This window comes from Streptomyces sp. NPDC001604 (genome assembly GCF_042893475.1).
Lineage (GTDB): Bacteria > Actinomycetota > Actinomycetes > Streptomycetales > Streptomycetaceae > Streptomyces.
On sequence record NZ_JBIAUY010000029.1, the window covers coordinates 1 to 24110 of the forward strand.

A 24110-nucleotide genomic window follows, 5' to 3' on the forward strand; every position below is an offset into this window, starting at 1 on the left:
CCTTCCACCGATGGGCCGTTCCAGCGTCACCTGTTCCTGGATGAAGCTGAGCATCGGAGCGGGCTCCCGCTTGAAGATCACTTTTCGGGCTACGCGTGCGGTGGTTCCACGGTCCACCTCGTCCTGCGAGTAAGCGGGCTGCCTCACCTCGAACAGCGCCCGTGTGTACTCCGGCGTCTGCAACAACCCATGGATGTTGTGGCTGCTGTAGAACATCAGCTCCACCGCCCGCCCCTCCAGGTCCGTGAGCTCCCGCACCTTCTTCGGATAGCGGGCCTTGTCGATGTCTTCCATGAAAGCCCGAAGGTGCCCTCGCGCTCCGAGGACTTGGTCCGCCTTGTCGAGGAACTCCGGCCGGGGGATCCGCTGGCCCCGCTCCATCTTGCGGATCATGTCTTCGCCGTAACCAACGAGATCGCCCAGTTCGGCAGCCTTCATACCGGCCGACTCTCGACAGACCTTGATCAAGCGGCCCACCGCGTACACCAACGGCGCGACCTCGTCCCCAGGTTCAAGGTCCCAGCCGACCTCATCCACGTCCTCGCTCATGCCCACCTCCGTACCCGTCCAACTCCCGAGACAGCCGAGACAGCGCAGGACAAGAGCAAGACAGTCACCCTACGCACACGCGCCATCACTCACCCAGAGAACCAGAACCGGCCACGCTGAGTGACATGAATCAAGAAGCCGCCGAGCTCCGCCCCCAACGCGACAACCCCATCCGCAACTTCAGCGTCCGCCTGTCCCCCACACCCCTCGGCGCCCGCCTCGCCCGTCTCCTCGCGGAGGAACAACTGCTCACCTGGGGGCTCCCGTTGGAGCGCGCGACGCACATCGTCGCCGAGCTGGCGGCCAACGCCGCGACACACGGCCGCGTACCGGGGAGAGACTTCCGCCTGACCCTCTACGTCGTCGGGAGCACCCTCCGTATCGAGGTGACGGACACCCGCCCCGACCGCCTCCCCCGCCCCGCACCGGCGGACCCCGCCTCCGAGTCGGGCCGCGGCCTGCTCCTGGTGGACGCGCTCGCGGACCGGTGGGGCGTCGCTCCGGGGCCGTATCCACGGAAAACGGTCTGGGCGGAGCTTCGCGTGCCGCTCTGATACAAGTGTCGGATGGCGGTGAGCACGATAAACCCGAGAAAACTGCTGGGCAGGGTGCCGGTGACGGCGGTTGCGGGGATCGCGGGGTTCCCGGTCGCGCTGCTCGGGCTGTTCGTGGCCGCGGTGGTGCCCAGCGGCTGGGCGTTCGCCGTGTTCGCGGCCGCGGACTACCTCGCGGAGCCCAAGGCACTGCGCCGGATCGCAGGCTCCATGCAGCCCCTCGGCCAGGTGTGCCTGAGCGTCACGGCGGGCTCGCTGCTGCGGGGCGCGGCGGCGCTCGTGCTGCTGGCACGGCTGGGGGACGCGCAGTCGGGCGCGTTCGTCCTGACCGCCCTCGGCTTCCTGGCGCTGCAGGCGCTGCGCGGCGGTTGTGCGGGACTGCTGCTGTTCGTCTGGTGGTGCAGGCGACTGCCGGTGGTGACCCGGAACGTGGATCTGTCCGCGCTGCGGATCCCCGACGCGCCGCCGCGGCTGCTCATGGACCTCCACCGGGGACCGCTCACCTTCGTGGACCTGCCGCTGGTCGTCGGTGCGGCCGTCGCGGCGGCGGCCGGGGCGAAGTGGGCGGCGATCGGCGCCGGGGCCGCGGTGCTCGCCGCCCTGGCAGCCGCCGGGTGGCTGGCCCTGCACGCCTGGCGGGGCCGGCACCTGGCGGCGAAGGGCAAGGTGCTGCGCGCGGTGAACGAGCAGGTGGAGGCGTACCGTCCCGAGGTCGTCGCGTACTTCTCCGGCGCCCTGGAATCGGCGTACCAGCTCAACGGCTGGCTGCCGGTGCTCGACCGGCTGCGGCGGCGGGTCGTCGTCGTGCTGCGCGAGCGCGAGATGCTCACCCGGCTCGATCCGACGTCCCGGCCCGTGGTGTGCCTGCCGCTGGGCAAGGACCTGACCGCCTTCCGGCTGCCCGAGGCGCATGTGGCGCTGTTCGTGGCCAACGCCGCCAACAACACCCATCTGCTGCGGCTGCCGGAGTTCCGGAGCGTCTACCTCGGTCACGGGGACAGCGACAAGCCGACCAGCTCCAATCCGTTCACCAAGGTGTACGACGAGGTGTGGGTGGCGGGGCCCGCCGGGCGCGAGCGTTACGCGCGCTCGGGGTCCGGCGTGGCCGACGCGGACGTCGTCGAGGTCGGCCGCCCGTCGCTCGGACGGCTGAACGCCACCGGCGGCACCTCCTCGTCGCCGATGCCGACCGTGCTCTACGCGCCCACCTGGGAGGGCTTCCACGGCGACCCGGGCGCGGCGACGTCCCTGATCGGCATGGGGCCCCGGATCGTGAAGACCCTGCTGGAGCGCGAGCCGCCGGTCCGCCTGCTCTACCGTCCGCACCCACTGACCGGCACCCTGGACCCCCGGGCGCGCGCGGCGCACGCCGAGATCCTCGCGATGATCGACGACGCGAACACCGCCCGGGACGCCCGCGAGGAGTTCCGGCGGCAGGACACGCGGGAACAGGCCGCGCAGGCGGCCCGGCTCCCGGAGCTCACCCGCCGCCTCGACGAGCTGCGCCGGCCCGCACGCGGGGACGAGGCGCAGGCCGCGCGGGACGCCGGAGCGCCCGAAGAGCCGCCCTCGGCCGCCTGGGAGTCGGCACTGGCGGAGTGGAACGAGGCGTACTGGGCGGCCGAGGGCTGGTGGCGCCACCGCGTCACGGGCGGCTCCCGACCGGGCCTGTACGACTGCTTCGACCACGCCGACCTGCTCATCGCCGACGTCTCCGGCGTCGTCACCGACTACCTGGCCACCGGCAGGCCGTACGCCGTCGCCAACCCCGCAGGCCTCGCCCCCGACACCTTCCGCGCCCGCTACCCGGCCGCCCGCGCCGCCCACCTCATCGGCCCCGACCTGACCGGCCTCACCGCCCTTCTCGACGGCACCGATCCCCTGGCCGACGAACGAAAGCGCCTGCGCACCTACCTGCTGGGCCCGTCCACACCCGACCCCCTGGCCCCCTTCGAACGGGCCCTGGACGATCTCTTGGTCCGAGCCAAACGCGCCCTATAGGGGCGCGGGGCTGTATATCTCAGCGGCTCCGCCGCGGGGTGCGACCAGCCACAACGAACCCGCAGACGACCGCGTCCCCGGCCCGGACGGCCCGTCAGGGCTTCTCGCCGAGAAACACCCGCCGCACGACCCGCTCAGCCGCACGCCCGTCGTCAAACGCACAGAACCGCCGCCGAAACGCCGCCCGCGCCTCGTCCGCCGCGGCGGAGGTCACCGCCCCGGAGCGGAACACCTCGATCAGCTGCTCCTCGCTCTCCGCGACAGCGCCCGGCGGCTCGGCCAGCAGGTCGAAGGTGACGCCCCGGGTGGCCCGGTACGTGTCCCAGTCCGGGGCGTAGACGACGATCGGCCGGTCGAGGCAGGCGTAGTCGAACATGATCGACGAGTAGTCGGTCACCAGCACATCGGCCGCAAGGCACAGGTCCTCGACGACCGGGTACGACGAGAGGTCGACGACCCGGGCGGCGCCCTCGGCCCGCCTCTCGGCGCCCGTCTGTGCGCCTTCGGCGTCGTAGTAGTGGGAGCGCAGCATCAGCACATGATCCGGTCCGAGCGCGGCCGCCAGGCGGGACGGATCCGGCAGCGGACCGGCGCCCCCGTACTCCCGGAACGTGGGGGCGTACAGCACGGCCCTCTGGCCGGGCTCGATGCCCAGGCGGGCGCGGATGGCGGCGATCTCCTCCGGGCCGGTGCGGAAGTAGCGGTCGTTGCGCGGATAGCCGGTCTCCAGCAGCTCGTAGCTGCCGGGGTAGACGCGCGGCCACACCTCGGAGGAGTGCGGGTTGGCCGACAGCAGGAAGTCCCAGCGGGCGGAGTGCTCGCGCAGCCGCGCGAAGTTCATCCCCTGGGCACCCACCGGGTAGTGCTGCTGGTCCAGGCCCATGGCCTTCAGCGGGGTCCCGTGCAGCGTCTGGAGATGCACCGAGCCGCGGCGCTTGGACACCGTGTGCGGGAAGTTGACGTTGTTGACCAGGTATTTCGCCCGCGCCAGGACACGCAGGGAGCGCAGCGAGCCTTCCACGGCATGGTCCACCCCGGCGGGCAGCGAGGCGACCGCGTCCTTGCGTACCACCCACACCCCGTGGATGTCCGGGGCGAGTTCGCGGGCCGTCTCGTAGACCGCGCGGGGGTTGCAGGAGTAACTGCGGTACCAGTACGCCGCGTAGACGGCGAGCCTGTCGTCGACCGGGAGGCGCTTGTACGCCTCGTAGTAGAGGAGCGCCGGCAGGGCGCGGGCCCGCCGCGTCGCCGTCCGTGCCGCGCCGACCGCTCCGCGCACGCCCCGGCGGGCCTTCAGGCGCAGCCGGTTGACCGGGCGCAGCGCGGCGAACAGCCGGTAGTCGCCCCGTTCGACCAGGCGGAACTTCACGCCTCGGGCGCCGGGCGGATAGCTGTGGTCCGCGGGCCGGAAGCGGGCGAAGTGCTCGGCCATCCGGCGGAAGAACTCCCGCTGCCGGGCCGCCGGGACCCGGCCGGGTTCGTCGATGATGGTCGTGTAGTGCCAGATCGCCCGGTCGAACAGCCGGCCGCGGAACTCCTCGGCCGCCGCGCCCCGGTCGTCCAGGAAGGCGAAGACCTTCTCGTACTGGCCGAACACATCGAAGTGGCGGTCGCTGACGGTGGTGGTGATCGCGCCCGTACGCCGCTCGCGGTAGAGGTAGCAGACCCGGTCGAGCAGGGATATTCGCTCGGCGGCCACCAGGATCGGGTAGGTGACCGGCAGGTCCTCGTACAGACCCTGCCCGAAGCGCACGCCCAGACCGGTCAGGAAGTCACGGCGGATCGCCTTGTTCCACGCGGTCATCATCAGCTCGAGCACACTGGGCCGGCTCCGCAGCTCGAACGCCTCGGGCGGCGTCGGGTCACGCAGCAGGTGCGCGCGGGGAGCGGGCTCGACCCCGCCCTCGGGAAGCAGTCGTGCGTAGTCGAAGAAGAGCACGTCGGGCCGGGCCTCGGTCAGTCTGTCGGCTATCGCGGCCAGCGATTCGTCGGCGATCAGGTCGTCGCTGTCGACGAACCAGACATATTCCCCGCGAGCATGTTCCAGCCCGGCGTTACGGGCTTCGCCGAGCCCACCGTTGCGTTCCAGGTGCACGACCCGGACCCGCGGGTCCCTGCTCGCGTACTCGTCGAGGATCGCCCCGCACCCGTCGGGCGAGGCATCGTCCACGGCGATCACCTCGAACGAGGAGAACGACTGCCCGAGCATCGAATCCAGACAGGGACGCAGGTACTCCTCCACCCCGTACACCGGGAGAACGAGGCTGATCAGCACCTGGGACGACTCCACGCGTGACCTCCGGCCGACTGCGGGCGGCTAGTTCTACTGCGGAACGAAGCTACTGCGACCTGTAGGAGGTATCGGTGCCGGGCAAGGCACCTCACACCCCCACGGGCACAGTTGTTCCACAGTAACGTCGCCTTCCCGGGCCCTCGCCCTGTCATGGCGTCCAGGGCCGCGCCGTTGCAGGCTGTTCCCAGGTCGGACGCTCCGCGAGTGCGCACACACGGGAGGCGATGTGGGCCCCGAGAGGCGGGAAACACCGCGGCACGGGACGGAGGGCGGCTCGGCGCTGCGCCGCAGGACCTTCCTGGAGGCCTGCGCGGGTGCGGGGCTCGTCACGGCGGCGGCCGGTGCCTGCGACCGTTCTCATGCCGCCCAGGGCACCCGGGCGGCGGCGGCCGCGCACCGGCCCGAGGCGGAACGGGACCGCCCGGGGACACCCGACTGGCGCATCCGCTCGCCGGGTCCGCCGGCGGCCGTCGTGGGGTATGCCGACCGGGTGAGTGTGACCCCGGGTGAGGAGTGCGGTCTGTACGTCTCCACGACCGCGCCGTCCTTCCGTGTCTCGGCGTTCCGTGTCGGCTGGTACGGCGGGGCCGAGGCACGGCTGGTCTGGTCGTCCGGGCGGGTGCCGGGCGGCGTCCAGCCGGAGCCGGGCTTTGTGACCGACACCCGCACGGTCCGCGCGGACTGGCGCCGGACCCTGAGCTTCGGGACGACGGGCTGGCCGGAGGGCGCGTATCTGCTGCGGCTCGACACGCAGGACGGTCACCAGCGCTACGTCCCGCTGGTCGTGCGCTCCGTGCAGGGCGCGGGCCGGACGGTGCTGATGCACGCGCCCGCGACCTGGCAGGCGTACAACCGGTGGGGCGGCTACAGCCTCTACGCCGGCCCCTCCGGGGCGTACGCCGGACGGTCCCTCGCCGTGAGCTTCGACCGGCCCTACGACTTGGACGGCGCCGAGAAGTTCATGGTGTACGAGCGGGCGGCGGTGGTCCTCGCGGAACGGCTCGGTGTCCCGCTTGCGTACACCACCGGGGTCGACGTGCACCGGGACCCGCAGGTGCTGCACGGGGCGGCCGCCGTCATCTGCCTCGGTCACGACGAGTACTGGACCCCCGAGCAGCGCCGGCACATCACCCGGGCCCGCGACGCCGGCACCAACGTGGCCTTCCTGGGCGCCAACACCTGCTTCCGCCGGATCCGCCTGGAGCCCGCCGGGGCTCAGCCCGAGCGCACGGTGGTCTGCTACAAGTCCTCCTTCCCGTCCGACCCCTGCTACACCACCCACCCCTCCTTGGTGACGACGGACTTCCGCCGCTCCCCGGCGGCCGACCCGGAGTCCTCCCTGACCGGCGTGCTCTACGAGGGCTATCCGGTGGACGCCCCCTATGTCGTCCACGCGGCGGACCACTGGCTGTACGAGGGGACGGGCGTACGCCCCGGTGACGGCTTCGACCATCTGGTCGGGGTGGAGTACGACCGGGTCACCCCGGGTGCGCCCGTCCCCGCACCCCTGGAGATAACGGCCCATTCCCCCGTGGTGCGCAACGGCGTCCGCAGCAGCAGCGACTCGGCGTACTACACCGCGCAGAGCGGCGCCGGCGTCTTCGCGACCGGCACCATGCGGTGGGTGGAGGCGCTGATGGCCGAAACCCCCGACGGGGGCCGGGACCACGGTATGGACGCCCGCACCCGCACCTTCGTCACCCGCACGACGGAGAACCTCCTGCACGCCTTCGCGGAGGGCCCGGCCGCCCGCCACCGTCCGGCACCTCGCCCGAACATGACGGAGCTGTAGCGACCGTCAGCCCCCGAACGTCACCTGCTTCGCCTCCCTCACCGCCGCCGTGCGCCCCGGTGCCGAGTGGTACTGCCAGTACAGGTTCGTGTGGGCGATGACCTGGTCCGGCGGCGGGGCACCCCACTTGCTGTTGTCGTTCGTGGTGTGCGCGTCGGCGACCAGCGTGACGTCGTAGCCCCGCACGAACGCGCCGTGGATCGTGGAGCGTATGCAGGCGTCCGTCTCCGCGCCCGTCACGACGAGATGGCCGACCCTGGCCGCGGCGAGGACCTGCTCCAGGTCCGTGCCCTCGAAGGAGTCGCCGTAGTTCTTGTGCACCAGCGGTTCCTCGTCACGGCGGGGCAGTTCGGCCACGTACTGCCAGTCGTCACTGCCCTTCTTGAGTCCCTCGTCGGAGTGCTGGACCCAGACGACCGGCACGTCCGCGGCGCGGGCCTTGTCGACGAGGGCGGCGATGGTGGCGACGACGGCGTCCCGCTCGTGCGCGGACGCCACGACGCCCTGCTGGACGTCGATCACCAGCAGGGCGGTGCGGGGGCGTTCCTGAAGAGTGGTCATGCCGCCACGTTAGGCGGCACCACTGACAATCGCCCGGCGCTCGCGGTTCCCGGCGACCAGCCCGCCCGCCACCGGCCGGAGCGTCAGGCCCGTACCAGTTCCCGGTCCTCGTCCGGGTCGCTGTCCTTCGCGTCGCCGAGGGTCTTCAGGCCCTCGCCCTCGACGTCCACGTTCGGCACCGCCCGGTCCAGCCACTTCGGCAGCCACCAGGCCTTCCTGCCGAGCAGGCCGAGGACCGCAGGGACGATCGCCATCCGCACGACGAAGGCGTCGAAGAAGACGGCGATCGCGAGGCCGAATCCGATCATCTTGATCATGGACTCACTGGAGGTGATGAAGCCTCCGAAGACCGCGATCATGATGGCCGCGGCGGCCGCCACGACCCGCGCGCTGTGCCGGAAGCCGGTCACCACGGCCTGGCCCGGCGTCTCACCGTGGACGTACGCCTCGCGCATCCGGGTCACGAGGAACACCTCGTAGTCCATGGCGAGACCGAAGACCACGCCGACCATGAAGATCGGCATCATCGACATGATCGGGCCGGTCTGCTCGACACCCAGCAGGCCGCCGAGCCAGCCCCACTGGAAGACCGCGACCACGGCACCGAGCGCGGCCAGCACGCTCAGCAGGAAGCCGAGTGCCGCCTTCAGCGGGACCAGCACGGAGCGGAAGACCGCGATCAGCAGGAGGAAGGCGAGGCCCACCACCAGGCCCAGATACGGGATCAGGGCGTCGTTGAGCTTCTGCGAGAAGTCGATGTTCATCGCCGTGGTGCCGGTGACCAGCACCTTCGCACCCGTGTCGGCCTTGATCTCGCCGCCCTGGTCACGGATGGCGTGCACCAGGTCCTCGGTCTGCACCGAGGACGGCTTGGAGCCGGGGATGACGGTGATCGTCGCGGTGTCACCGGCCTTGTTGAACACCGCCGGGGTCACCGTCACGACGTCCTTGAGGCCCTTGATCCCCTCGGGCACCCTGTCGGCCGCCGCCTTGGGGGAGTCGCTGTCCTTGGCGTCGACGACGATCATCAGGGGGCCGTTGAAGCCGGGCCCGAAGCCCTCCGAGAGGAGGTCGTAGGCGCGGCGCTGCGTGGTGGATGTCGGCTGCGAACCGTCGTCGGGCAGGCCCAGCTCCAGCTGGGTGGCAGGGACCGCGATCGTGCCGAGGCCGACCACGCCGAGCAGCAGCACGGCGGCCGGACGGCGGATGACGAAGCTCGCCCAGCGGGCGCCCAGACCCGGCTTCGCCGGTGTGCCGGCCGTGCTGCCCCGGCGCTTCTCGCCCGCCGCCTTGACCTTCCTGCCCGCGTATCCGAGCAGTGCGGGGATCATGGTCAGCGCGATGAGGACGGCCACGACGACCGTGCCCGCCGCCGCGAGGCCCATCTTCGTCAGCATCGGCACGTTGACGACCGAGAGACCCGCGAGTGCGATCACGACCGTGAGGCCCGCGAAGACCACCGCCGAACCCGCGGTCCCGGCGGCCCGTCCGACGGCCTCCTCGCGGTCGCGGCCCTCGGCCAGTTCACTGCGGTAGCGGGAGACGATGAACAGCGCGTAGTCGATGCCGACCGCGAGACCGATCATCAGGGCGAGGGTGGACGTGGTGTCGCCCAGGTCGAGCGCCTTGGCCAGAACGGTGATGGTGGAGACGCCGATTCCGACGCCGATGACGGCCGTCAGCAACGGCAGTCCTGCCGCGACCAGTGAGCCCAGCGTGATGACGAGGACGACCGCGGCGATGGCGAGGCCCACGACCTCACCGGCCGCTCCCGGCTCGGCGCCGGCCTGCAGCGCGTCACCGCCGATCTCGACGGTCAGTCCGGCGTGCCGCGCGTCCTGCGCGGCCTCCTTCAGGGCGTCCCGGGAGGTCTCCTTGAGCTCCATGCCGGAGACCTTGTACTTCACGGACGCATAGGCGACCGTGCCGTTCTTGCTGACGGCGTGCCCCTGGTAGGGGTCGGCGACGGAGACCACCTCGGAGCCGTCGGCCAGCTCCTTCACCGTCCTCTCGACGGTCGCCTTGTTGGCGGGGTCGGTCATCTTCTCGCCCGCGGGCGCCTTGAAGACGACGCGTCCGGTCGCGCCGTCGGCACTCATCCCTGGGAAGCGCTGTTCCAGCAGGTCGAAGGCCTTCTGGGCCTCGGTGCCGGGTATGGAGAAGGAGGTGGAGCCCGCGGCGGGTGCGTTGGCGGCGCCGACCCCCGCGAGGGTCAGCAGCGCCACCCAGAACAGGGCGACGAAGTGCCGTCGCCTGAAGGCGAACCGGCCGAGTTTGTAGAGGAACGTGGCCACGGAGACGTACTCCCGGTCAGTCGTGGGTGTTTCAGGGCAGGGGTGATCAGCCCGGCGGGGAGGCAGGGGTGATCGTCCCGACGACTTGAGCGGTGACGTCAGGTGCTGGGGAGAGGGTGGGGAAGTGTCAGGCGCGGAGGGCGGGGAGGACCACCGCGTCGATGTACGAGAGGAGGAACGCCTGGTTCGGTGGCCGCTCGTCGATCAGCGTGCGGGCGGCGAACCCGCCGATCATCATGTGGATCATGTAGTCGACCGCAGGATTGTCCGCGCGGACCTCACCCCGGTCGATCGCCCGCTGCACGACACGGCGGAACTCCGCCATCTCCGGCTCGATCAGATGTTCCTTGAACGCCTTCAGGAGATCCGGATTGCTGTGGATCGCCATGGCCAGACCCCGCATCAACGCGGAGTTCTGCTCCATCTCGCAGTCGTCCGACCGCATCGTGAGGGCATGCAGATCGCCCCGGAGGGACCCGGTGTCGATCTCGCCGAGGGCCAGACCGCCCGGCTTGGTGTGCCGCACCGCCTTCGCGACCAGCTCGGCCTTGCCGCCCCACTGGCGGTAGAGCGTCGCCTTGCTGGACTTGGTGCGGGCCGCGACGGCGTCCATGGTGACCGCGTCGTAGCCCACCTCCCGGAGCAGGTCGAGCACGGCCTCGTACAACTCGGCCTCACGCTCGGGCGTGATCCGACTGCGACGCGCCGTTGCGACCTCAGTCATGCCACTCACCTTCCCGCTCGGGATGCGCCGACTCGGCGCCTGCTTCGTACGTTCATGAAGATACCCTGTCCGCTTGCGAAACGAAACAGTTTCGTACGTGTGGTGGCTCACGTAGGTGAAGGATCCATGAGTTCCCACGAGTTGCCCGGCCCCATCCGGCGGAAAAGCATGGGGAGGTGAGCTATCTGCGCCTGCCCCATCTCAGCGGTGACCTGTTGTGCTTCGTGGCCGAGGACGACCTCTGGCTCTCCCCTCTGGACGGCCCGGGCCGCGCCTGGCGCCTCACCGTCGACCGTACGAAGCTCGGCCAGCCCCGTTTCTCGCCGGACGGGACCACCATCGCGTACACGAGCTGGCGCAGTCTGGTCCCCGAGATCCACACCGTCCCGGTGGACGGCGGCCCGGGCAGGCAGCTCACCTACTGGGGGTCCGCGGACACCCAGGTCTGCGGATGGACACCCTCCCAAGGGGACAGCGGGGGCACCATCCTCGCCGTCGCCTCCCACGGCGAGCCCTTCTCGTACTTCACCTGGGCCTACAAGGTCTCCCCCGACGGCGACCCCGGACGCAAACTCCCCTGGGGCCCGGTCTCCGACATCCAGGTCGCCGACATCGAAGGCGAACGCAGGACCCTCCTGCTGACCGGCACCCCTCCGCACGAACCCGCCGCCTGGAAGCGCTACCGCGGCGGCGCCATGGGCCGCCTCTGGCTGCACGGCGAACGCCTGCTCGCCGATCTGGAGGGCCATCTGCACTCGCCGATGTTCGTCGGCGGCCGGATCGCCTTCCTCTCCGACCACGAAGGCATCGGCAACCTCTACTCCTGCGCCTACGACGGCTCCGACCTGCGCCGCCACACCGACCACGACGCCTTCTACGCCCGGCACGCCTCGAGCGACGGGGCCCGGGTGGTGTACCAGTGCGCCGGGGACCTGTGGATCGTCGACGACCTGGCCGCCGACTCCGGGCCGCGCCGCCTGGACGTACGGCTGAGCGGTCCGCGCGCGGGCCGGCGCACGTACCAGGTCCCGGCCGCCCAGCACATCGACGGCATCTCGGTCGACGAGACGGGCCGCGCGAGCGCCGTCGTCGTACGCGGCAGCCTGTACTGGCTCACCCACCGGGACGGTCCGGCGCGCACGATCACCGACACCCCGGGCGTACGGGTCCGCCTCCCGGAGATGCTCGGCTCGACCGGCCGGGTCGCCTATGTGACGGACGCGGAGGGCGAGGACGCGGTCGAGATCGCCCACCTGCCGCGCGCGACCGGCGACCGCGAGCCGCGCCGACTGGCCTCCGGCGCGCTGGGCCGCGTACAGGAACTCGTCGCCGACCCGCAGGGCGAGCGCCTCGCCCTCGCCTCGCACGACGGCCGGCTGCTGCTGCTCGATGTGGCGGAGGACTCCGCGGGCACCTCCCGGACGGAGTCCGGGGGAGGCGAGGTGACCGAGCTGATCCACTCGGTCAACGGGCCGGTGCGCGACCTCGCGTTCTCACCGGACGGCGCCTGGCTGACCTGGTCCCACCCGGGCATCGGCCGCTCCCTGCGGCAGATCAAGATGGCGCGCATAAAGGACCGTTTGATCGTCGACGTCACCAACGGCCGCTTCGAGGACGAGAACCCGGTGTTCACGAGGGACGGCCGCTATCTCGCCTTCCTGTCCTGGCGCGGCTTCGACCCGGTGTACGACGTCCACACCGGGGACCTGTCCTTCCCGCTGGGCTGCCGCCCGTACCTGGTCCCCCTGTCCTCCGCGACCCCCTCCCCCTTCGCCCTGACCCCGGAGGGCCGGCCGGCCGCCGGCGGCCTCGACCCCGTGGAGGACGAGGAGGAGGGCGGCGACGGCGCGGTCACCGTCGAGATCGAAGGGCTGGAGAACCGGGTCACCCCCTTCCCGGTCACCGCCTCCAAGTACTCGGCGCTGTACCCCGTGGCGGGCGGCGGCCTGGTCTGGCTGCGCTGGCCGATCTCGGGGGCGCTCGGCGAGACCTTCGCCAACCCGGACGACACCACCGGCCGCCCGACCCTCGAACACTTCAACATCAGCAAGGCGAAGAAGTCCGAACTCCTGGAGCACCTGGACTGGTTCGCGCTCAGCGGCGACGGCACCCGCCTGGTCGTGGTCGACGAGGGCGATCTGCGAGCCGTCCCGTCGTCCGAGTCCGGAGACGGCGACACGACGGTCTGGATCGACCTGCGCCGCATCCTGCACCAGGTCGACCCGGCCGCCGAGTGGCGCCAGTCGTACGAGGAGGCCGGGCGTCTCATCCGCGCGTACTTCTGGGACCCGGGGATGTGCGGCATCGACTGGGACGCGGTGCTCGACCAGTACCGTCCACTGGTCGAACGGGTCGCGTCCCCCGACGAGTTCGCTGACCTGCTGCGCGAAGTCCTCGGCGAACTGGGCACCTCGCACGCCTATGTCACCGCGGCCCGCCGCAACGAGGGCCCACCCCACTACCAGCGCCTCCAGGGCCTGCTCGGCGCCAACTTCGTCCGCCGGCAGGAGGGCTGGGTGGTCAAGCGGATCCTCCCGGGCGAGTCCTCGGACTCCAAGGCCCGCTCACCGCTGGCGGGCACGGGCATCAGGGAGGGCGCCGTACTGACCCACGTGGACGGCCGCCCGGTGGACCCGCTGACCGGGCCGTACCCGCTGCTGGCGGGCGCGGGCGGCACCACGGTCGAGCTCACCTTCACCGCGGCGGAGGGCGAGGCGGGCCGCTCACGCCGGGTTGCCGTGGTCCCCCTGATCGACGAACGCCCCCTGCGCTACCAGGACTGGGTGGCCAAACGCCGCGCCGTGGTGCGGGAGTTGAGCGGTGGCCGCTGCGGCTATCTACACATCCCGGACATGGGCGGCTCGGGCTGGGCCCAGTTCAACAGGGACCTGCGCATGGAGGTGTCACGGCCCGCCCTGATCGTCGACGTACGCGGCAACGCGGGCGGCCACATCAGCGAACTCGTCGTCGAGAAACTGTCCCGCACGATCCTGGGCTGGGACCTCACCCGTGACGCCCAGCCGGTCTCGTACGCCTCCAACGCGCCCCGCGGCCCGGTGGTGGCCCTGGCCGACGAGGCGACCTCCTCCGACGGCGACATGATCACGGCCGCCATCAAGCTCCTCAGGCTCGGCCCCGTCATCGGCCAGCGCACCTGGGGCGGAGTGGTCGGCATGACCGGCCGCCACCGCCTCGGCGACGGCACGATCATCACCGTCCCGATGAACGCGGCCTGGTTCGACGCCTACGGCTGGACCGTGGAGAACAAGGGCGTCACCCCGGACCTGGAGATCCTCCGCACCCCCCTGGACTGGGCGGAGGGAAGGCATGCACAGCTGGACGACGCGGTGCAACTGGCGGTGCAGTTGCTGGAGACCAACCCTCCGGCAACCCCTCCGGATTACAGCAACGTCCCGGACCGCTCACGGCCGAAGCTGCCGCCCAGGACGAAGTGAGAAAGGGTGCCCCTCGTCAGGGACACCCTTTCCAGTCAGTGCAGGACGTCGACGTCAGACGTCGTAGTCCTGGTCGAAGCGGTCCTGCTCCTCGCGCTGCAACCGCTCCGTCTCCTCGTCGCGCATGCGCTCACCCGGCTTGCCGCGCTGCGGCTGCTGGCCGCGCTGCTGACCGTGCTCGCGGCCCTGCTGGGCCTTCTGCTTGGCCTGCTCCTGCCACTGCTGCGACTGGTCCTGGAACTTGTCCTTCATACCCATGTGGGTTCACTCCCGTAGTGGGTGGGGGGAAGGCCCTTGACCGGGCCTCGACCAGATTCACACGGCCCACCACGGAACGCATTTCGATCAACTACGGTGCGTAGCGCGGGCTTCCTCGTCTGCCGCCCCACCTGCGCCGACGAGCCCCGAGCGCATGCCCTCCAACCGGGACCCGAACCGCCGCATCTCCCGCTGCCCCACCGTCCCGATGAGGCCCGGCAGATACCCCCGCACGCCCTGCATCCCGCGCAGCCACCACTGCCCGTACACATGGCTCGACCGGCGCTCGATCCCGGCGACGATCCGGTCGACCGCCGGCCCCAGCGGATACGTCTTGTTGGACGGCCACGGCAGCCGCTGCCGCAGCTCCCGCATCACCTCGTCCTGGTCGGCGCCCCGCACCATGTCGGTGTCGGTCCACGACAGATACCCGACCCCGACCCGTACGCCCTTGTAGCCGACTTCGGCCCGCAGACTGTGCGCGTACGCCTCCACACCGGACTTTGAGGCGCAGTACGCGGTCATCATCGGTGCCGGAGTGATCGCCGCGAGGGACGCGATCTGCAGCAGATAGCCGCGGCTCTCCATCAGAACCGGCAGGAAGGCACGGGCGGTCACCGCGGACCCGATGAGGTTCACCTCGATCACCCGCCGCCAGGCCTCGGGGTCGGAGTCCACGAAGGGACCGCCGGTGGCGACACCGGCGTTCGCCACGACGATGTCGACCTTCCCGAACCGCTCCTTGACCTCCTGCGCGACCCGTGCCATCGCCTCATGGTCCGTCACATCGGCGTACCAGTGGTCGCTGTCGCCGTGCAGCCGCTCGGAGACCTGCTTGAGGGCGTCCGGCTCAAGGCCGACGAGCGCCACCTTGGCGCCCCGGGCCGACAACTTCCGGGCGAGCAGCTCGCCGACACCGCGCGCGGCGCCCGTGACGACGGCGACCTGTCCTTCGAGGCTGACCCTGCTCATGCGCCCTCCTTGATCGTTGCGTACGTCGTCACAAGCTCCCGGATACGGCCGCTGACCGGCTCCGGCGCCTCCACCGGGCTCATGTGGCCCACGCCCGGCAGCTCGGTGCTGCCCACGCAGTTCGGCAGCGCGGCCACCAGCGCCCGCGCCTGCACGGGCGGCGTGAGCCGGTCCGCCGTCCCGACGACGACAACCGTCGGCACCCTCAACTCCCGTACGCCATGGTCGAGATCGAGCAGGGCGAGCACCTGAGACCAGGCGTGACGCACCTTGCGCGGACACGCGTGCACGATCCGCGCGCACGCCTCCACCATGTGCGGCGCCGAAGCAGGCCCCATCGTCCCGTACTTGAGGATCCGCCGCGCCAGGGGCGTGACCGGCCCGAGCGGTGCCCGCGCCCCCAGGATGTGCCTGGTGAGCCAGGTCCGCAGCCGCCCGGGCCCCAGGGGTACGACGGTCGACTCGGCCACCAGCCGCGAGGAGCCCGTGCTGCACAGCAGTACGGCCGCCGCATGCTCCCGGAAGCTCTTCCTCGTGGCCGCAGCCATCACCGTCATACCGCCCATGGAGTGCCCGGCGATCACGGCCTTCTCACCCGGCGCCAGGGTCGCCTCCAGTACGGCTTCGAGGTCGTCGGCGAGGGCGTCCGGACTGCACGCCGGGCTCGCCGGGCTGCGTCCGTGGCCCCGCTGGTCGTAGGCGATGACGCGGTGGTCGGCGGCGAGGTCCCGTATCTGCGCGGCCCAGAAGGCGGTGGAGCAGGTCCAGCCGTGGGCGAGGACGACGGCGGGCGCGTTCTCGGGCCCGTGTACCTCCACGTGCAGCCGGGCGCCGTCGGCGGAGACGGCGACGAGTTCGCGGACGGGGGTGGGCGGGGCGTACGGCCCGGACGTGACGTGCATCAGCCGGCTCACGCGTCCACCTCCGCCTTCTGCTGGGCGGGCGCCCGGAGCAGTTCGTACTCGGCGAGATCCACCTGCCGTGTGGCCCGCCGGAACTCGGTCGTCGTACCGGGCCAGATGGTGGTGTTGCGGCCGCTCGGGTCGAGGTACCAGCTGGTGCAGCCGCCGGTGTTCCACACCGTCCGCTTCATGCGTTCCTGTACGCGCGTGTTCCAGGCGTCGACGGCGCTGGGCCTGGCGTCGAGGGCGGCACGGCCGCCGAGGACGTCCAACTGCCGCAGGAAGTCGGCCATGTAGTTGAGCTGCGACTCGATCATCAGGATCATGGAGGAGTTACCGAGGCCGGTGTTGGGGCCGATGATGGTCATCCAGTTGGGGAACCCGGCGGCGGAGGCGCCCCGGAGCGACTCCATCCCGCCCTTCCACGCCTCGGCGAGGGTCTTGCCCTCCGCGCCGACCACCCGCTCGGCGATCGGCATGTCGGTGACATGGAACCCCGTACCGAAGATGATCGCGTCGACCTCGGCCTCGCTGCCGTCGGCAGCGACGGCGGTGGAACCGCGGATCTCGCTCAGCCCACTCGCCACGACGTCGACATTGGGCCGGGTGAGCGCCGGGTAGTAGGTGCTGCTCAGCAGGATCCGCTTGCAGCCGATGCGGTAGTCGGGGGTGAGCTTGGCGCGCAGGGCAGGGTCCTTGACGGCCCGTGCCATGTTCCGCTTGGCCAACTGCTCGACGAAGCCGAGCTCATTGGGGTGCTTGGTGAACGCCTGGACCTGCAGCTCCCGGATCCCCCACAGCAGCCCGCGGCGGGCCTGAGCGGTGAAGGGCAGCGCGCGGTGCAGGGCCCGCTCGGCGGCGCTGATGGCGCGGTCGACGCGCGGCATGACCCAGGGCGGGGTGCGCTGGAAGAGGGTGAGCCGGCCGACCTCGGGCTGGATGGCGGGCACGATCTGGATGGCTGAGGCGCCCGTCCCCACCATGGCGACGCGCTTGCCGCGCAGGTCGTAGTCGTGGTCCCAGCGGGCGGAGTGGAAGACCTTGCCGGGGAAGGAGTCGAGCCCCGGGACATCGGGCACCTTCGGGTCGGACAGCGGCCCGGTCGCGGAGACGACGACATCCGCGGACAGCGACCCGCTGCTGGTCTCGATCTCCCACCACAGCTTCTCGCTGTCCCAGGTCATCATCTTCACTTCGGAGTCGAAGCGGATGTGGGGCCGCAGGTGGAAGACGTCCGTGACGTGCTCCAGATAGGCACGGATGTGCTCCTGCCCGGAGAAGGTGCGCGGCCAGTCGGGATGGGGCGCGAAGGAGAAGGAGTAGAGGTGGGAGGGCACGTCGCAGGCGCACCCCGGGTAACTGTTGTCGCGCCAGGTGCCACCCACGGTGCCGGCCCGTTCGAGGACGACGAAGTCGGTGACGCCCTCGCGCCGCAGCCGCACGGCGGCCCCGAGCCCGCCGAACCCGGACCCGATCACCGCCACCCGCACATGCTCCCGCTCAGCCATGCCGACGCCCTTCCTCACGCGACTCCGCCAGTGAACACTGGCGCAATGGGGAGAGTAGAGCAGCCGCGTACCGATGGGTAGGGGGCAGCGAAAGGAAAGTTACCGGCGGTACAACATAGGCTGCGTCCGTGACCGAGAAGCGCGAGTACCGCATGGAGGAACTGGCCCGTCTGGCCGGCATCACCGTACGCACCCTGCGCTTCTACCGAGAACGCAAACTGATCCCGCCGCCCCGCCGCGAGGGCCGTATCGCCTGGTACGACGACCACCACCTGGCCCGGCTGCACACGATCGCGGCACTGCTGGAACGCGGCCACACCCTCACCGGCATCGCGGAACTGGCGGAGGCCCTCGACCACGGCCGGGACGTCGCCGACCTGCTGGGCGTCGAGCCGACCGAGGAGGAACCGGTCCGTCTCACCCCCGAGGAGCTCGCCGCCCGCTTCGAGGGCCAGGTCACCCCCGAGAACCTCGCCGCCGCCCTCGACCTCGGCTACCTCGGCACCGACGGCGACGAGATCGTGCACATCAGCCGCCGCCTCCTGGACGTCTCCTCCGCCCTGGTCGGCGAGGGCATCCCGCTCGCGGAGGTCCTGGCAGCGGGCAAACGGGTCCGGGAACACGTGGACGACCTGGCGGAGATGTTCGCCGAACTGGTCCTGCGCCACACCGGCGAGGAGGACCTGCAACGCCTGCGCCCGCTGGCCCGGAGCGTGGTGGAGGCGGAACTTTCCCTGGCGCTGGACCGGCGGCTGCGCAAGCGGGGATAGCCCCCTCAGGATCTCGCGTGATGCTGCGACCGACCAGCTATACGCACCGATAGCTATACACACTACGTATAGACGCAATGTATAGTCGCGCCCATGACACTCAGCACAGCCATCCGCCCGATCCTCGGGCCGGACCGGTGGTGGACAACCGCGCCGCTGGCAGGCGTCGGCCTCGGCATTCTCACCAACCTCGCCCAGGGCGTACTGCCGGGCGCCGCCAACCAGATCGCCAACTCCGGCGCGGTGTGGTGCGTCCCGGCGTTCGCCGCCGGTGCACTGGTGGCGGGCGGACAGCCGGCGCTGCGCAAGTCGGTGCTCGCCGGCCTGTGCACGACGGTCGGCCTGGTCATCGGCTACTACGGGTACGCCGAATTCGGCCGCGGCGGGATGGGCAGTCCGTTCTGGCCGCTGGTGTGGCTGGCGATGGCGCTCGTCAGCGGCCCGCTGTTCGGTGCCGCGGGGGCGTGGTGGCGGCGCGGGCGCACCGCGTCCCGTCGTGTCGTCGCACTGGCCGCACTGGCGGGCGTCTTCGGAATGGAGTCCATCCAGTACGCATGGGTGCTCCACTACGCCCCGCAGGCCTGGGCCTGTGCGGCACTCCTGGTCGCGATCCCGCTGCTGATGGCGCGCGGACACAAGGAGCGGGTGCTGAGCCTGCTCGTGGCGCTGCCCCTGTCGGCGATCGCCTACGCCGTCGTCGAACTGCCGTTGCAGCACCTGTCGACGTGAGGCCGCCAGGGCCTCACCTCTCGAAGGTCACCGTCACCGGAGCATGGTCCGACCACCGCTCCGCATGCGTGGCCGCCCGCTCCACGACCGCCTTGACGGTCCGGGCGGCCAGCCCGGGGGTCGCCACGGCGAGGTCGATCCTCCAGCCCGAATCGTTGTCGAAGGCCCGCCCCCGGTACGACCACCAGGTGTACGGCCCCTCCACCTCCGGATGCAGGGCGCGCACGACATCGACGTAGCCCCCGTCCTCGGGGTCGAAGACCCGGGAGAGCCACGCCCGCTCCTCCGGCAGGAACCCGGAGTTCTTCTGGTTCGCGCGCCAGTTCTTGAGGTCGGCCGGCTGGTGGGCGATGTTCCAGTCGCCGCAGACGACGACTTCACGTCCGCCGGCGGCGGCGCGCTCCCGCAGGGCCTTCAGATAGGCGAGGAACTCGCCCATGAAGCGGATCTTCTCGTCCTGACGCTCGGTGCCGACCTCGCCGGAGGGGAGGTAGAGGGAGGCGACCGTGACACCCGGCAGATCGACCTCGACATAGCGGCCGCTGGTCTCGAACTCGGCCGCGCCGAAGCCGACCTGGATACGGTCGGGCTCGCGGCGGGTGTAGAGGGAGACGCCCGCGCGGCCCTTGGCGGCGGCCGGCGCATGGACGACATGCCAGCCGTCGGGCGTGCGCACGTGCTCGGGCAGCTGCTGCGGCTCGGCGCGCACCTCCTGGAGGCAGAGCACATCGGCGGAGGTGCCGGCGAGCCATTCCACGAAGCCCTTCTTCGCGGCGGCGCGCAGTCCATTGACGTTGACGGAGGTCACAGTGAGCACCCGGGAACGATACCGGCACACTGGATCGAGACCGGACCCCCTCCATGCATAGGTGTACGATCCCCCACATGATTATCCGTCGTGTCTCCTTCGACCACCCCGACGCCGTCAAGCTGAACGACGAGGTCCAGGCGGAGTACCACGTGCGCTACGGCGACGGCGGGGACGCCACATCGCTGGACCCGGCGGACTTCGAGCCGCCGAACGGCGTGTACTTCATCGCCTACGACGAGAACGACGCCCCCGTGGCCACGGGCGGCTGGCGCGCCCAGGACACCAACGGCGAGGGCAACCTCGACGGGGACGCCGAGGTCAAGCGGATGTACGTGGTGGAGGCGGCGCGCGGCCGCGGGCTCGCCCGGCGCATCCTGGCCGCCCTGGAGGAGGACGCCCGCGCGGCCGGCCGCCTGCGGATGGTCCTGGAGACGGGCACGAAGCAGCCGGAGGCGATCGCCCTGTACACGTCCAGCGGGTACGAGCCCTGCGAGAAGTTCGGCTACTACCGGCACCACGAGAGCAGCCGCTGCTTCGCGAAGGAGCTGTGACAGACCTGGCGAGGGAGCTGTGACAGACCTGCCTGACAGAACGTCAGGCACAACCGCCGGGCACAACAAAGATCCCGCCCGATCTTCCGATCGGACGGGATCTCATCAACTGCCCCAGGTTTCCCTGACCAGTTGTTGCGGTGGACCTGAGGGGATTTGAACCCCTGGCCCCCTCGATGCGAACGAGGTGCGCTACCGGACTGCGCCACAGGCCCTTGCAACGAGTGAAACTCTAGCACCCCGATCCGGGTGCTTGGAAATCCGTTCCTGGCCTGCGGCCGGGCAGCGGCACAGGTCGGGGGGCTACTCGTTGGCGGCGCGGGGCCGCTCGCCGTCCTCGTACTGGTCGAACAGCGGCGTACGCCCCCGCTCCCGGGCCCGCCGCGCGGAGGCCGCCCGACGGGCGTCACTGCGCCCGTCGTCGTCCGCCTTGTCCTCCGCGGGGGCCGGTTCCGCGGTCTCGGCGGCCGGCATCTCCTGGCCCCGGGCCACGGAGCCCGAGCGCGCCGAACTCCAGGTGTCCGGCGCCCCGAGGTCGACGTCCGCGGTGGCCCGCGGAGCGACCGGCGCGGTCACATACGTCGGCAGCGGCACCGGCACCGGGTCCCAGCTGTCCCCGTGCCCGGGCCGCCGCTGCCGCTCGCGCTGCTGGTCGACCCACTCGGCGTGGTCGGTCTGCTCGACGAGGGCGCGCCGGTCGGCGGCGAGCGCGGACAGTCCGGGGTCGGTGTCCTGCGCCGGCCCCTCGTCCGATTCGCCGGCGTCCGCCTCGGTGGCGGCCGTGCGGCGGCGCGGCTGGCGGGCGCGCTCGCGCAGCCGCTCGGCGGCGTCCTCGGCGCGGCGCCGGTCCATCTGGTAGGCGAACCGGCGGCGCTCCTGGGAACGCAGGTATGCGATGTACGCGCTGAGCAGCACGGCGGGCACGCCGGGCGCCCAGAGGAACGCGAGCCCCCCGACCGCGGCGACGATCGCGCCGAGCGTGAACGCGATGAAGAGCATCACGGTGGTGCGCCGGCGCCGCGCGAGCGCCTTCATTCGCCGGGCGCGTGCCAGGGCCGCTTCCTCCGAGGGGGAGCGCCGGGCCGCGGGCACCCGTTTCCGCGCGGGGGCGGGGGCGGGGGCGGGGGCCGGTGCGGGTGCCGGGGCCTCCGCCTGTTCTCGCGCCGGTTGCGCGCGCGCCGACGCCTGTGCCGGTACGTCCGCACGCGCCTGGGGACGGGTCGGAGGCACGGCGAAGGCCCGGACGTCCACCGAGTCGGTGACGACATCCGGACGACCGGCGCTGGACTCCCCCTCTTCGGTGGAGCGCGCCTGCAGGTCCTTGGCGTACCGGCGCTCCATTCCCGCCCGTCCGGACAGCAGCCGGATGGCGGTGCTGAAGCGTTCCGTCGGACGGGCCTCGTTCAGCTCGTCCTGCCTACGGAGCCACATCGGCACCAAGTAGGCGGCCCAGGCCCCGACAATGACTGCGTAGATGAGGCCGCTGCTGCTCACGCCTCACACGGTAGAGGGGTTTGCGTGAGGCCATCTGCCAATTGAGCCGGTGTGTCGCACGATCTGGCTGATATTTCGAACTTTTTTTGTGACCGATGCGATCAGCACCCCACCGAGGGCGTGAATTTAGCGCCTCAAGGCGGTCGCCGCTCGATCAATTTCGAACACTTATTCAATTCCCGGGCTCCCGGGCTTCCCGTGCCTCCGGCCTTGCGGGTTATGCGGGATTCCCGCGAGTACGTGCCCGCTGCCAGCGGTTGAGCAACCCGTCGGGGACCTCTTCCGCGGTGAGCGCGAAGACGAGGTGGTCGCGCCAGGCTCCGTCGATGTGGAGATAACGCGGTCTGAGGCCCTCCTCGCGGAATCCGAGTTTCTCCACGACCCTGCGGCTCGGCCCGTTCTCCGGGCGAATGCAGACCTCGATGCGGTGCAGTCCGACGGTGCGGAAACAGTGGTCCACGACAAGCGCCACGGCGGTCGGCATCACTCCGCGTCCGGCCACCGACTCGTCCACCCAGTAGCCGATGTGGCCCGAGCACATGGAGCCCCAGGTGATTCCGGCGACCGTCAACTGCCCGACCAGACGCCCCTGGTACTCGATGACGAACGGCAGCATCCGGCCGGAGTTCGCTTCGGAACGCAGATGCCGGACCATCTGGCGGTAGGTCGGCCGGTGCGCGATCGGCCCGCTCGGAGTGGGCGGCGGAATGGTCGCCTCCCAGGGGCGCAGCCAGTCCCGGTTGCGCCGGTTGACCTCGCGCCAGACCCGCTGGTCGCGCAGCTTTATCGGCCTCAGGACGACGTCGCCGTCCGTCAGCACGACGGGCCAGGATGGGGTGTTCAGCTCGCACCCCCACCGGTGGAGCCGGGTCTGGGGTGGTCGCCGCCGCGGATCTGGTCGACGGCGTGGACCAGGACGGGTTCCAGGACGGCCAGGCCGTCCTTCACCCCGCCGGTGGAGCCCGGAAGATTGACGATCAGTGTGCTTCCCGCCACTCCGGCCAAGCCCCGGGAGAGCGCGGCGGCGGGCACCTTGTCCCGTCCGAACGCCCTGATGGCCTCGGCGATGCCCGGCACCTCGTGGTCGATCACCGCGCGCGTCGCCTCGGGCGTGCGGTCGGTGGGCGAAAGGCCGGTGCCGCCGGTGGTCACGATCACGTCGTACCCGGCGTCGACTGCGGCCCGCAGGGCGGCCTGCACCGGGTCCCCGTCGGGCACGACCTGCGGTCCGTCGACGGCGAAGCCGAAGCCCTTCAGGCCGTCGGCGATCAGCGGGCCGCCCCTGTCCTCGTATACACCGGCGGCCGCCCTGTTCGAGGCGGTCACGACCAGAGCGCGATACGTCATGTCCGGCTCCAGTCGCCCGACTTGCCGCCCGTCTTCTCCTCCACCCGTACGTCCGTGATGACCGCTCCCTTGTCGACCGCCTTGACCATGTCGATCACGGTGAGTGCGGCGACGGAGACGGCGGTGAGGGCCTCCATCTCGACGCCCGTGCGGTCCGTGGTCTTGACGGTGGCCAGGATCTCGACGGCGTCGTCCGCGACCGACAGGTCCAGTTTCACACCGGACACCGACAACGGGTGACAGAGCGGAATGAGTTCCGGGGTGCGCTTGGCGCCCATGATGCCCGCGATGCGCGCAGTGGCGAGGGCGTCGCCCTTGGGGACCCCCTCGCCGCGCAGCAGCTCGACCACGCGGGGCGAGACGAGGACGCGTCCGCTGGCGCGGGCGGTGCGCGCGGTCACGTCCTTGCCGGACACGTCGACCATGCGGGCGGCGCCCGCGTCGTCGATGTGGGTCAGTCGATCGTCCGTACTCATTGGCTGTGTGGCGCTCCCGTCCGGGCCCCTCGCGGTGCGGCGCGTGGGTCTGTGTGCGCGACACGGTAC

21 protein-coding genes and 1 tRNA gene are annotated in these 24110 nt (G+C 71.1%); 7 read left to right on the forward strand and 15 right to left on the reverse strand.

The window, feature by feature from the left end; all coding sequences use genetic code 11:
* Nucleotides 1–549 (reverse strand): Scr1 family TA system antitoxin-like transcriptional regulator (locus ACFY1E_RS45115; RefSeq protein WP_389087678.1); only part of this gene is annotated, 549 nt, incomplete at its 3' end.
* Nucleotides 550–674: 125 nt separating this feature from the next.
* On the opposite strand from ACFY1E_RS45115, the gene ACFY1E_RS45120 reads away from it, so the two are divergent.
* Entirely contained in the window at nucleotides 675–1103 is a 429-nt protein-coding gene (locus ACFY1E_RS45120; protein WP_389087680.1) for an ATP-binding protein, read from the forward strand.
* A 12-nt stretch (nucleotides 1104–1115) separates the two neighbouring features.
* Nucleotides 1116–3104 (forward strand): hypothetical protein, encoded by a 1989-nt coding sequence (locus ACFY1E_RS45125; protein ID WP_389087683.1) that lies wholly within the window; start codon nucleotides 1116–1118, stop codon nucleotides 3102–3104.
* A gap of 94 nt (nucleotides 3105–3198) precedes the next feature.
* Here ACFY1E_RS45125 and ACFY1E_RS45130 read toward each other — a convergent pair whose 3' ends face one another.
* Nucleotides 3199–5394, reverse strand: a complete 2196-nt coding sequence (locus ACFY1E_RS45130; RefSeq protein WP_389087686.1) for a CDP-glycerol glycerophosphotransferase family protein — start codon at nucleotides 5392–5394, stop codon at nucleotides 3199–3201.
* A 229-nt stretch (nucleotides 5395–5623) separates the two neighbouring features.
* On the opposite strand from ACFY1E_RS45130, the gene ACFY1E_RS45135 reads away from it, so the two are divergent.
* Nucleotides 5624–7189, forward strand: a complete 1566-nt coding sequence (locus ACFY1E_RS45135) for a N,N-dimethylformamidase beta subunit family domain-containing protein (protein WP_389087688.1) — start codon at nucleotides 5624–5626, stop codon at nucleotides 7187–7189.
* Between the two features lie 6 nt (nucleotides 7190–7195).
* Here the strand turns inward: ACFY1E_RS45135 and ACFY1E_RS45140 are convergent, their stop codons facing one another.
* From ACFY1E_RS45140 to ACFY1E_RS45150, 3 genes are all read right to left on the reverse strand, one after another.
* Nucleotides 7196–7750 (reverse strand): isochorismatase family protein, encoded by a 555-nt coding sequence (locus ACFY1E_RS45140; RefSeq protein WP_389087691.1) that lies wholly within the window; start codon nucleotides 7748–7750, stop codon nucleotides 7196–7198.
* An 83-nt stretch (nucleotides 7751–7833) separates the two neighbouring features.
* Nucleotides 7834–10044: an MMPL family transporter gene (locus ACFY1E_RS45145; RefSeq protein ID WP_389087693.1), complete on the reverse strand. Its 2211-nt coding sequence runs from the start codon at nucleotides 10042–10044 to the stop codon at nucleotides 7834–7836.
* A 127-nt stretch (nucleotides 10045–10171) separates the two neighbouring features.
* Complete coding sequence (locus ACFY1E_RS45150; protein ID WP_389087695.1) at nucleotides 10172–10768, reverse strand: TetR/AcrR family transcriptional regulator; 597 nt, start codon at nucleotides 10766–10768, stop codon at nucleotides 10172–10174.
* A 176-nt stretch (nucleotides 10769–10944) separates the two neighbouring features.
* On the opposite strand from ACFY1E_RS45150, the gene ACFY1E_RS45155 reads away from it, so the two are divergent.
* On the forward strand, nucleotides 10945–14223 hold the full coding sequence (locus ACFY1E_RS45155; protein ID WP_389087699.1) for a S41 family peptidase: 3279 nt from the start codon (nucleotides 10945–10947) through the stop codon (nucleotides 14221–14223).
* A gap of 54 nt (nucleotides 14224–14277) precedes the next feature.
* On the opposite strand, the gene ACFY1E_RS45160 is transcribed toward ACFY1E_RS45155, so the two are convergent.
* The 4 genes from ACFY1E_RS45160 to ACFY1E_RS45175 form a co-directional block, all read right to left on the reverse strand.
* Nucleotides 14278–14481 carry a hypothetical protein gene (locus ACFY1E_RS45160; RefSeq protein ID WP_389087701.1) on the reverse strand — a complete coding sequence of 68 codons (204 nt, stop codon included), beginning with the start codon at nucleotides 14479–14481 and terminating at the stop codon, nucleotides 14278–14280.
* An 87-nt stretch (nucleotides 14482–14568) separates the two neighbouring features.
* The gene (locus tag ACFY1E_RS45165) at nucleotides 14569–15453 is read right to left on the reverse strand and encodes an SDR family oxidoreductase (RefSeq protein WP_389087704.1); all 885 of its coding nucleotides are present in this window, start codon (nucleotides 15451–15453) and stop codon (nucleotides 14569–14571) included.
* On the reverse strand, nucleotides 15450–16367 hold the full coding sequence (locus tag ACFY1E_RS45170) for an alpha/beta fold hydrolase (RefSeq protein WP_389087706.1): 918 nt from the start codon (nucleotides 16365–16367) through the stop codon (nucleotides 15450–15452). The genes ACFY1E_RS45165 and ACFY1E_RS45170 overlap by 4 nt, the downstream gene beginning before the upstream one ends.
* Nucleotides 16364–17863: a flavin-containing monooxygenase gene (locus ACFY1E_RS45175; protein ID WP_389087709.1), complete on the reverse strand. Its 1500-nt coding sequence runs from the start codon at nucleotides 17861–17863 to the stop codon at nucleotides 16364–16366. The genes ACFY1E_RS45170 and ACFY1E_RS45175 overlap by 4 nt, the downstream gene beginning before the upstream one ends.
* 128 nt (nucleotides 17864–17991) lie before the next feature.
* On the opposite strand from ACFY1E_RS45175, the gene ACFY1E_RS45180 reads away from it, so the two are divergent.
* Nucleotides 17992–18633, forward strand: coding sequence for a MerR family transcriptional regulator (locus tag ACFY1E_RS45180; RefSeq protein WP_389087711.1), 642 nt, complete (start codon nucleotides 17992–17994; stop codon nucleotides 18631–18633).
* 93 nt (nucleotides 18634–18726) lie between these two features.
* Nucleotides 18727–19362 (forward strand): DUF6518 family protein, encoded by a 636-nt coding sequence (locus ACFY1E_RS45185; RefSeq protein WP_389087714.1) that lies wholly within the window; start codon nucleotides 18727–18729, stop codon nucleotides 19360–19362.
* A 13-nt stretch (nucleotides 19363–19375) separates the two neighbouring features.
* Here ACFY1E_RS45185 and ACFY1E_RS45190 read toward each other — a convergent pair whose 3' ends face one another.
* Nucleotides 19376–20179, reverse strand: a complete 804-nt coding sequence (locus ACFY1E_RS45190) for an exodeoxyribonuclease III (protein ID WP_389087716.1) — start codon at nucleotides 20177–20179, stop codon at nucleotides 19376–19378.
* 68 nt (nucleotides 20180–20247) lie between these two features.
* On the opposite strand from ACFY1E_RS45190, the gene ACFY1E_RS45195 reads away from it, so the two are divergent.
* The gene (locus ACFY1E_RS45195; RefSeq protein ID WP_389087719.1) at nucleotides 20248–20724 is read left to right on the forward strand and encodes a GNAT family N-acetyltransferase; all 477 of its coding nucleotides are present in this window, start codon (nucleotides 20248–20250) and stop codon (nucleotides 20722–20724) included.
* Nucleotides 20725–20865: 141 nt separating this feature from the next.
* On the opposite strand, the gene ACFY1E_RS45200 is transcribed toward ACFY1E_RS45195, so the two are convergent.
* The 5 genes from ACFY1E_RS45200 to moaC all read right to left on the reverse strand — a co-directional run bounded on the left by ACFY1E_RS45200 (nucleotide 20866) and on the right by moaC (nucleotide 24041).
* Nucleotides 20866–20939 (reverse strand) — tRNA-Ala (locus ACFY1E_RS45200).
* 88 nt (nucleotides 20940–21027) lie between these two features.
* On the reverse strand, nucleotides 21028–22218 hold the full coding sequence (gene glpR / locus ACFY1E_RS45205) for a gephyrin-like molybdotransferase receptor GlpR (protein ID WP_389087721.1): 1191 nt from the start codon (nucleotides 22216–22218) through the stop codon (nucleotides 21028–21030).
* 217 nt (nucleotides 22219–22435) lie between these two features.
* Nucleotides 22436–23038: a GNAT family N-acetyltransferase gene (locus ACFY1E_RS45210; protein ID WP_389087723.1), complete on the reverse strand. Its 603-nt coding sequence runs from the start codon at nucleotides 23036–23038 to the stop codon at nucleotides 22436–22438.
* A 20-nt stretch (nucleotides 23039–23058) separates the two neighbouring features.
* The gene (locus ACFY1E_RS45215; RefSeq protein WP_389087725.1) at nucleotides 23059–23565 is read right to left on the reverse strand and encodes a molybdenum cofactor biosynthesis protein B; all 507 of its coding nucleotides are present in this window, start codon (nucleotides 23563–23565) and stop codon (nucleotides 23059–23061) included.
* Nucleotides 23562–24041, reverse strand: coding sequence for a cyclic pyranopterin monophosphate synthase MoaC (gene moaC, locus ACFY1E_RS45220; protein WP_389087728.1), 480 nt, complete (start codon nucleotides 24039–24041; stop codon nucleotides 23562–23564). Before moaC ends, ACFY1E_RS45215 begins: the two co-directional genes overlap by 4 nt.
* Between the last annotated feature and the right edge of the window lie 69 nt (nucleotides 24042–24110).

What these genes read in the sequence shown, in the direction of transcription:
- ACFY1E_RS45120 (WP_389087680.1), top strand. Translation starts at nt 675, where the DNA reads ATGAATCAAGAAGCCGCCGAGCTCCGCCCCCAACGCGACAACCCCATC.
- ACFY1E_RS45125 (WP_389087683.1), top strand. Translation starts at nt 1,116, where the DNA reads ATGGCGGTGAGCACGATAAACCCGAGAAAACTGCTGGGCAGGGTGCCG.
- ACFY1E_RS45140 (WP_389087691.1), bottom strand. Translation starts at nt 7,750, where the DNA reads ATGACCACTCTTCAGGAACGCCCCCGCACCGCCCTGCTGGTGATCGAC.
- ACFY1E_RS45150 (WP_389087695.1), bottom strand. Translation starts at nt 10,768, where the DNA reads ATGACTGAGGTCGCAACGGCGCGTCGCAGTCGGATCACGCCCGAGCGT.
- ACFY1E_RS45160 (WP_389087701.1), bottom strand. Translation starts at nt 14,481, where the DNA reads ATGGGTATGAAGGACAAGTTCCAGGACCAGTCGCAGCAGTGGCAGGAG.
- ACFY1E_RS45165 (WP_389087704.1), bottom strand. Translation starts at nt 15,453, where the DNA reads ATGAGCAGGGTCAGCCTCGAAGGACAGGTCGCCGTCGTCACGGGCGCC.
- ACFY1E_RS45175 (WP_389087709.1), bottom strand. Translation starts at nt 17,863, where the DNA reads ATGGCTGAGCGGGAGCATGTGCGGGTGGCGGTGATCGGGTCCGGGTTC.
- ACFY1E_RS45185 (WP_389087714.1), top strand. Translation starts at nt 18,727, where the DNA reads ATGACACTCAGCACAGCCATCCGCCCGATCCTCGGGCCGGACCGGTGG.
- ACFY1E_RS45195 (WP_389087719.1), top strand. Translation starts at nt 20,248, where the DNA reads ATGATTATCCGTCGTGTCTCCTTCGACCACCCCGACGCCGTCAAGCTG.
- ACFY1E_RS45215 (WP_389087725.1), bottom strand. Translation starts at nt 23,565, where the DNA reads ATGACGTATCGCGCTCTGGTCGTGACCGCCTCGAACAGGGCGGCCGCC.
- moaC (WP_389087728.1), bottom strand. Translation starts at nt 24,041, where the DNA reads ATGAGTACGGACGATCGACTGACCCACATCGACGACGCGGGCGCCGCC.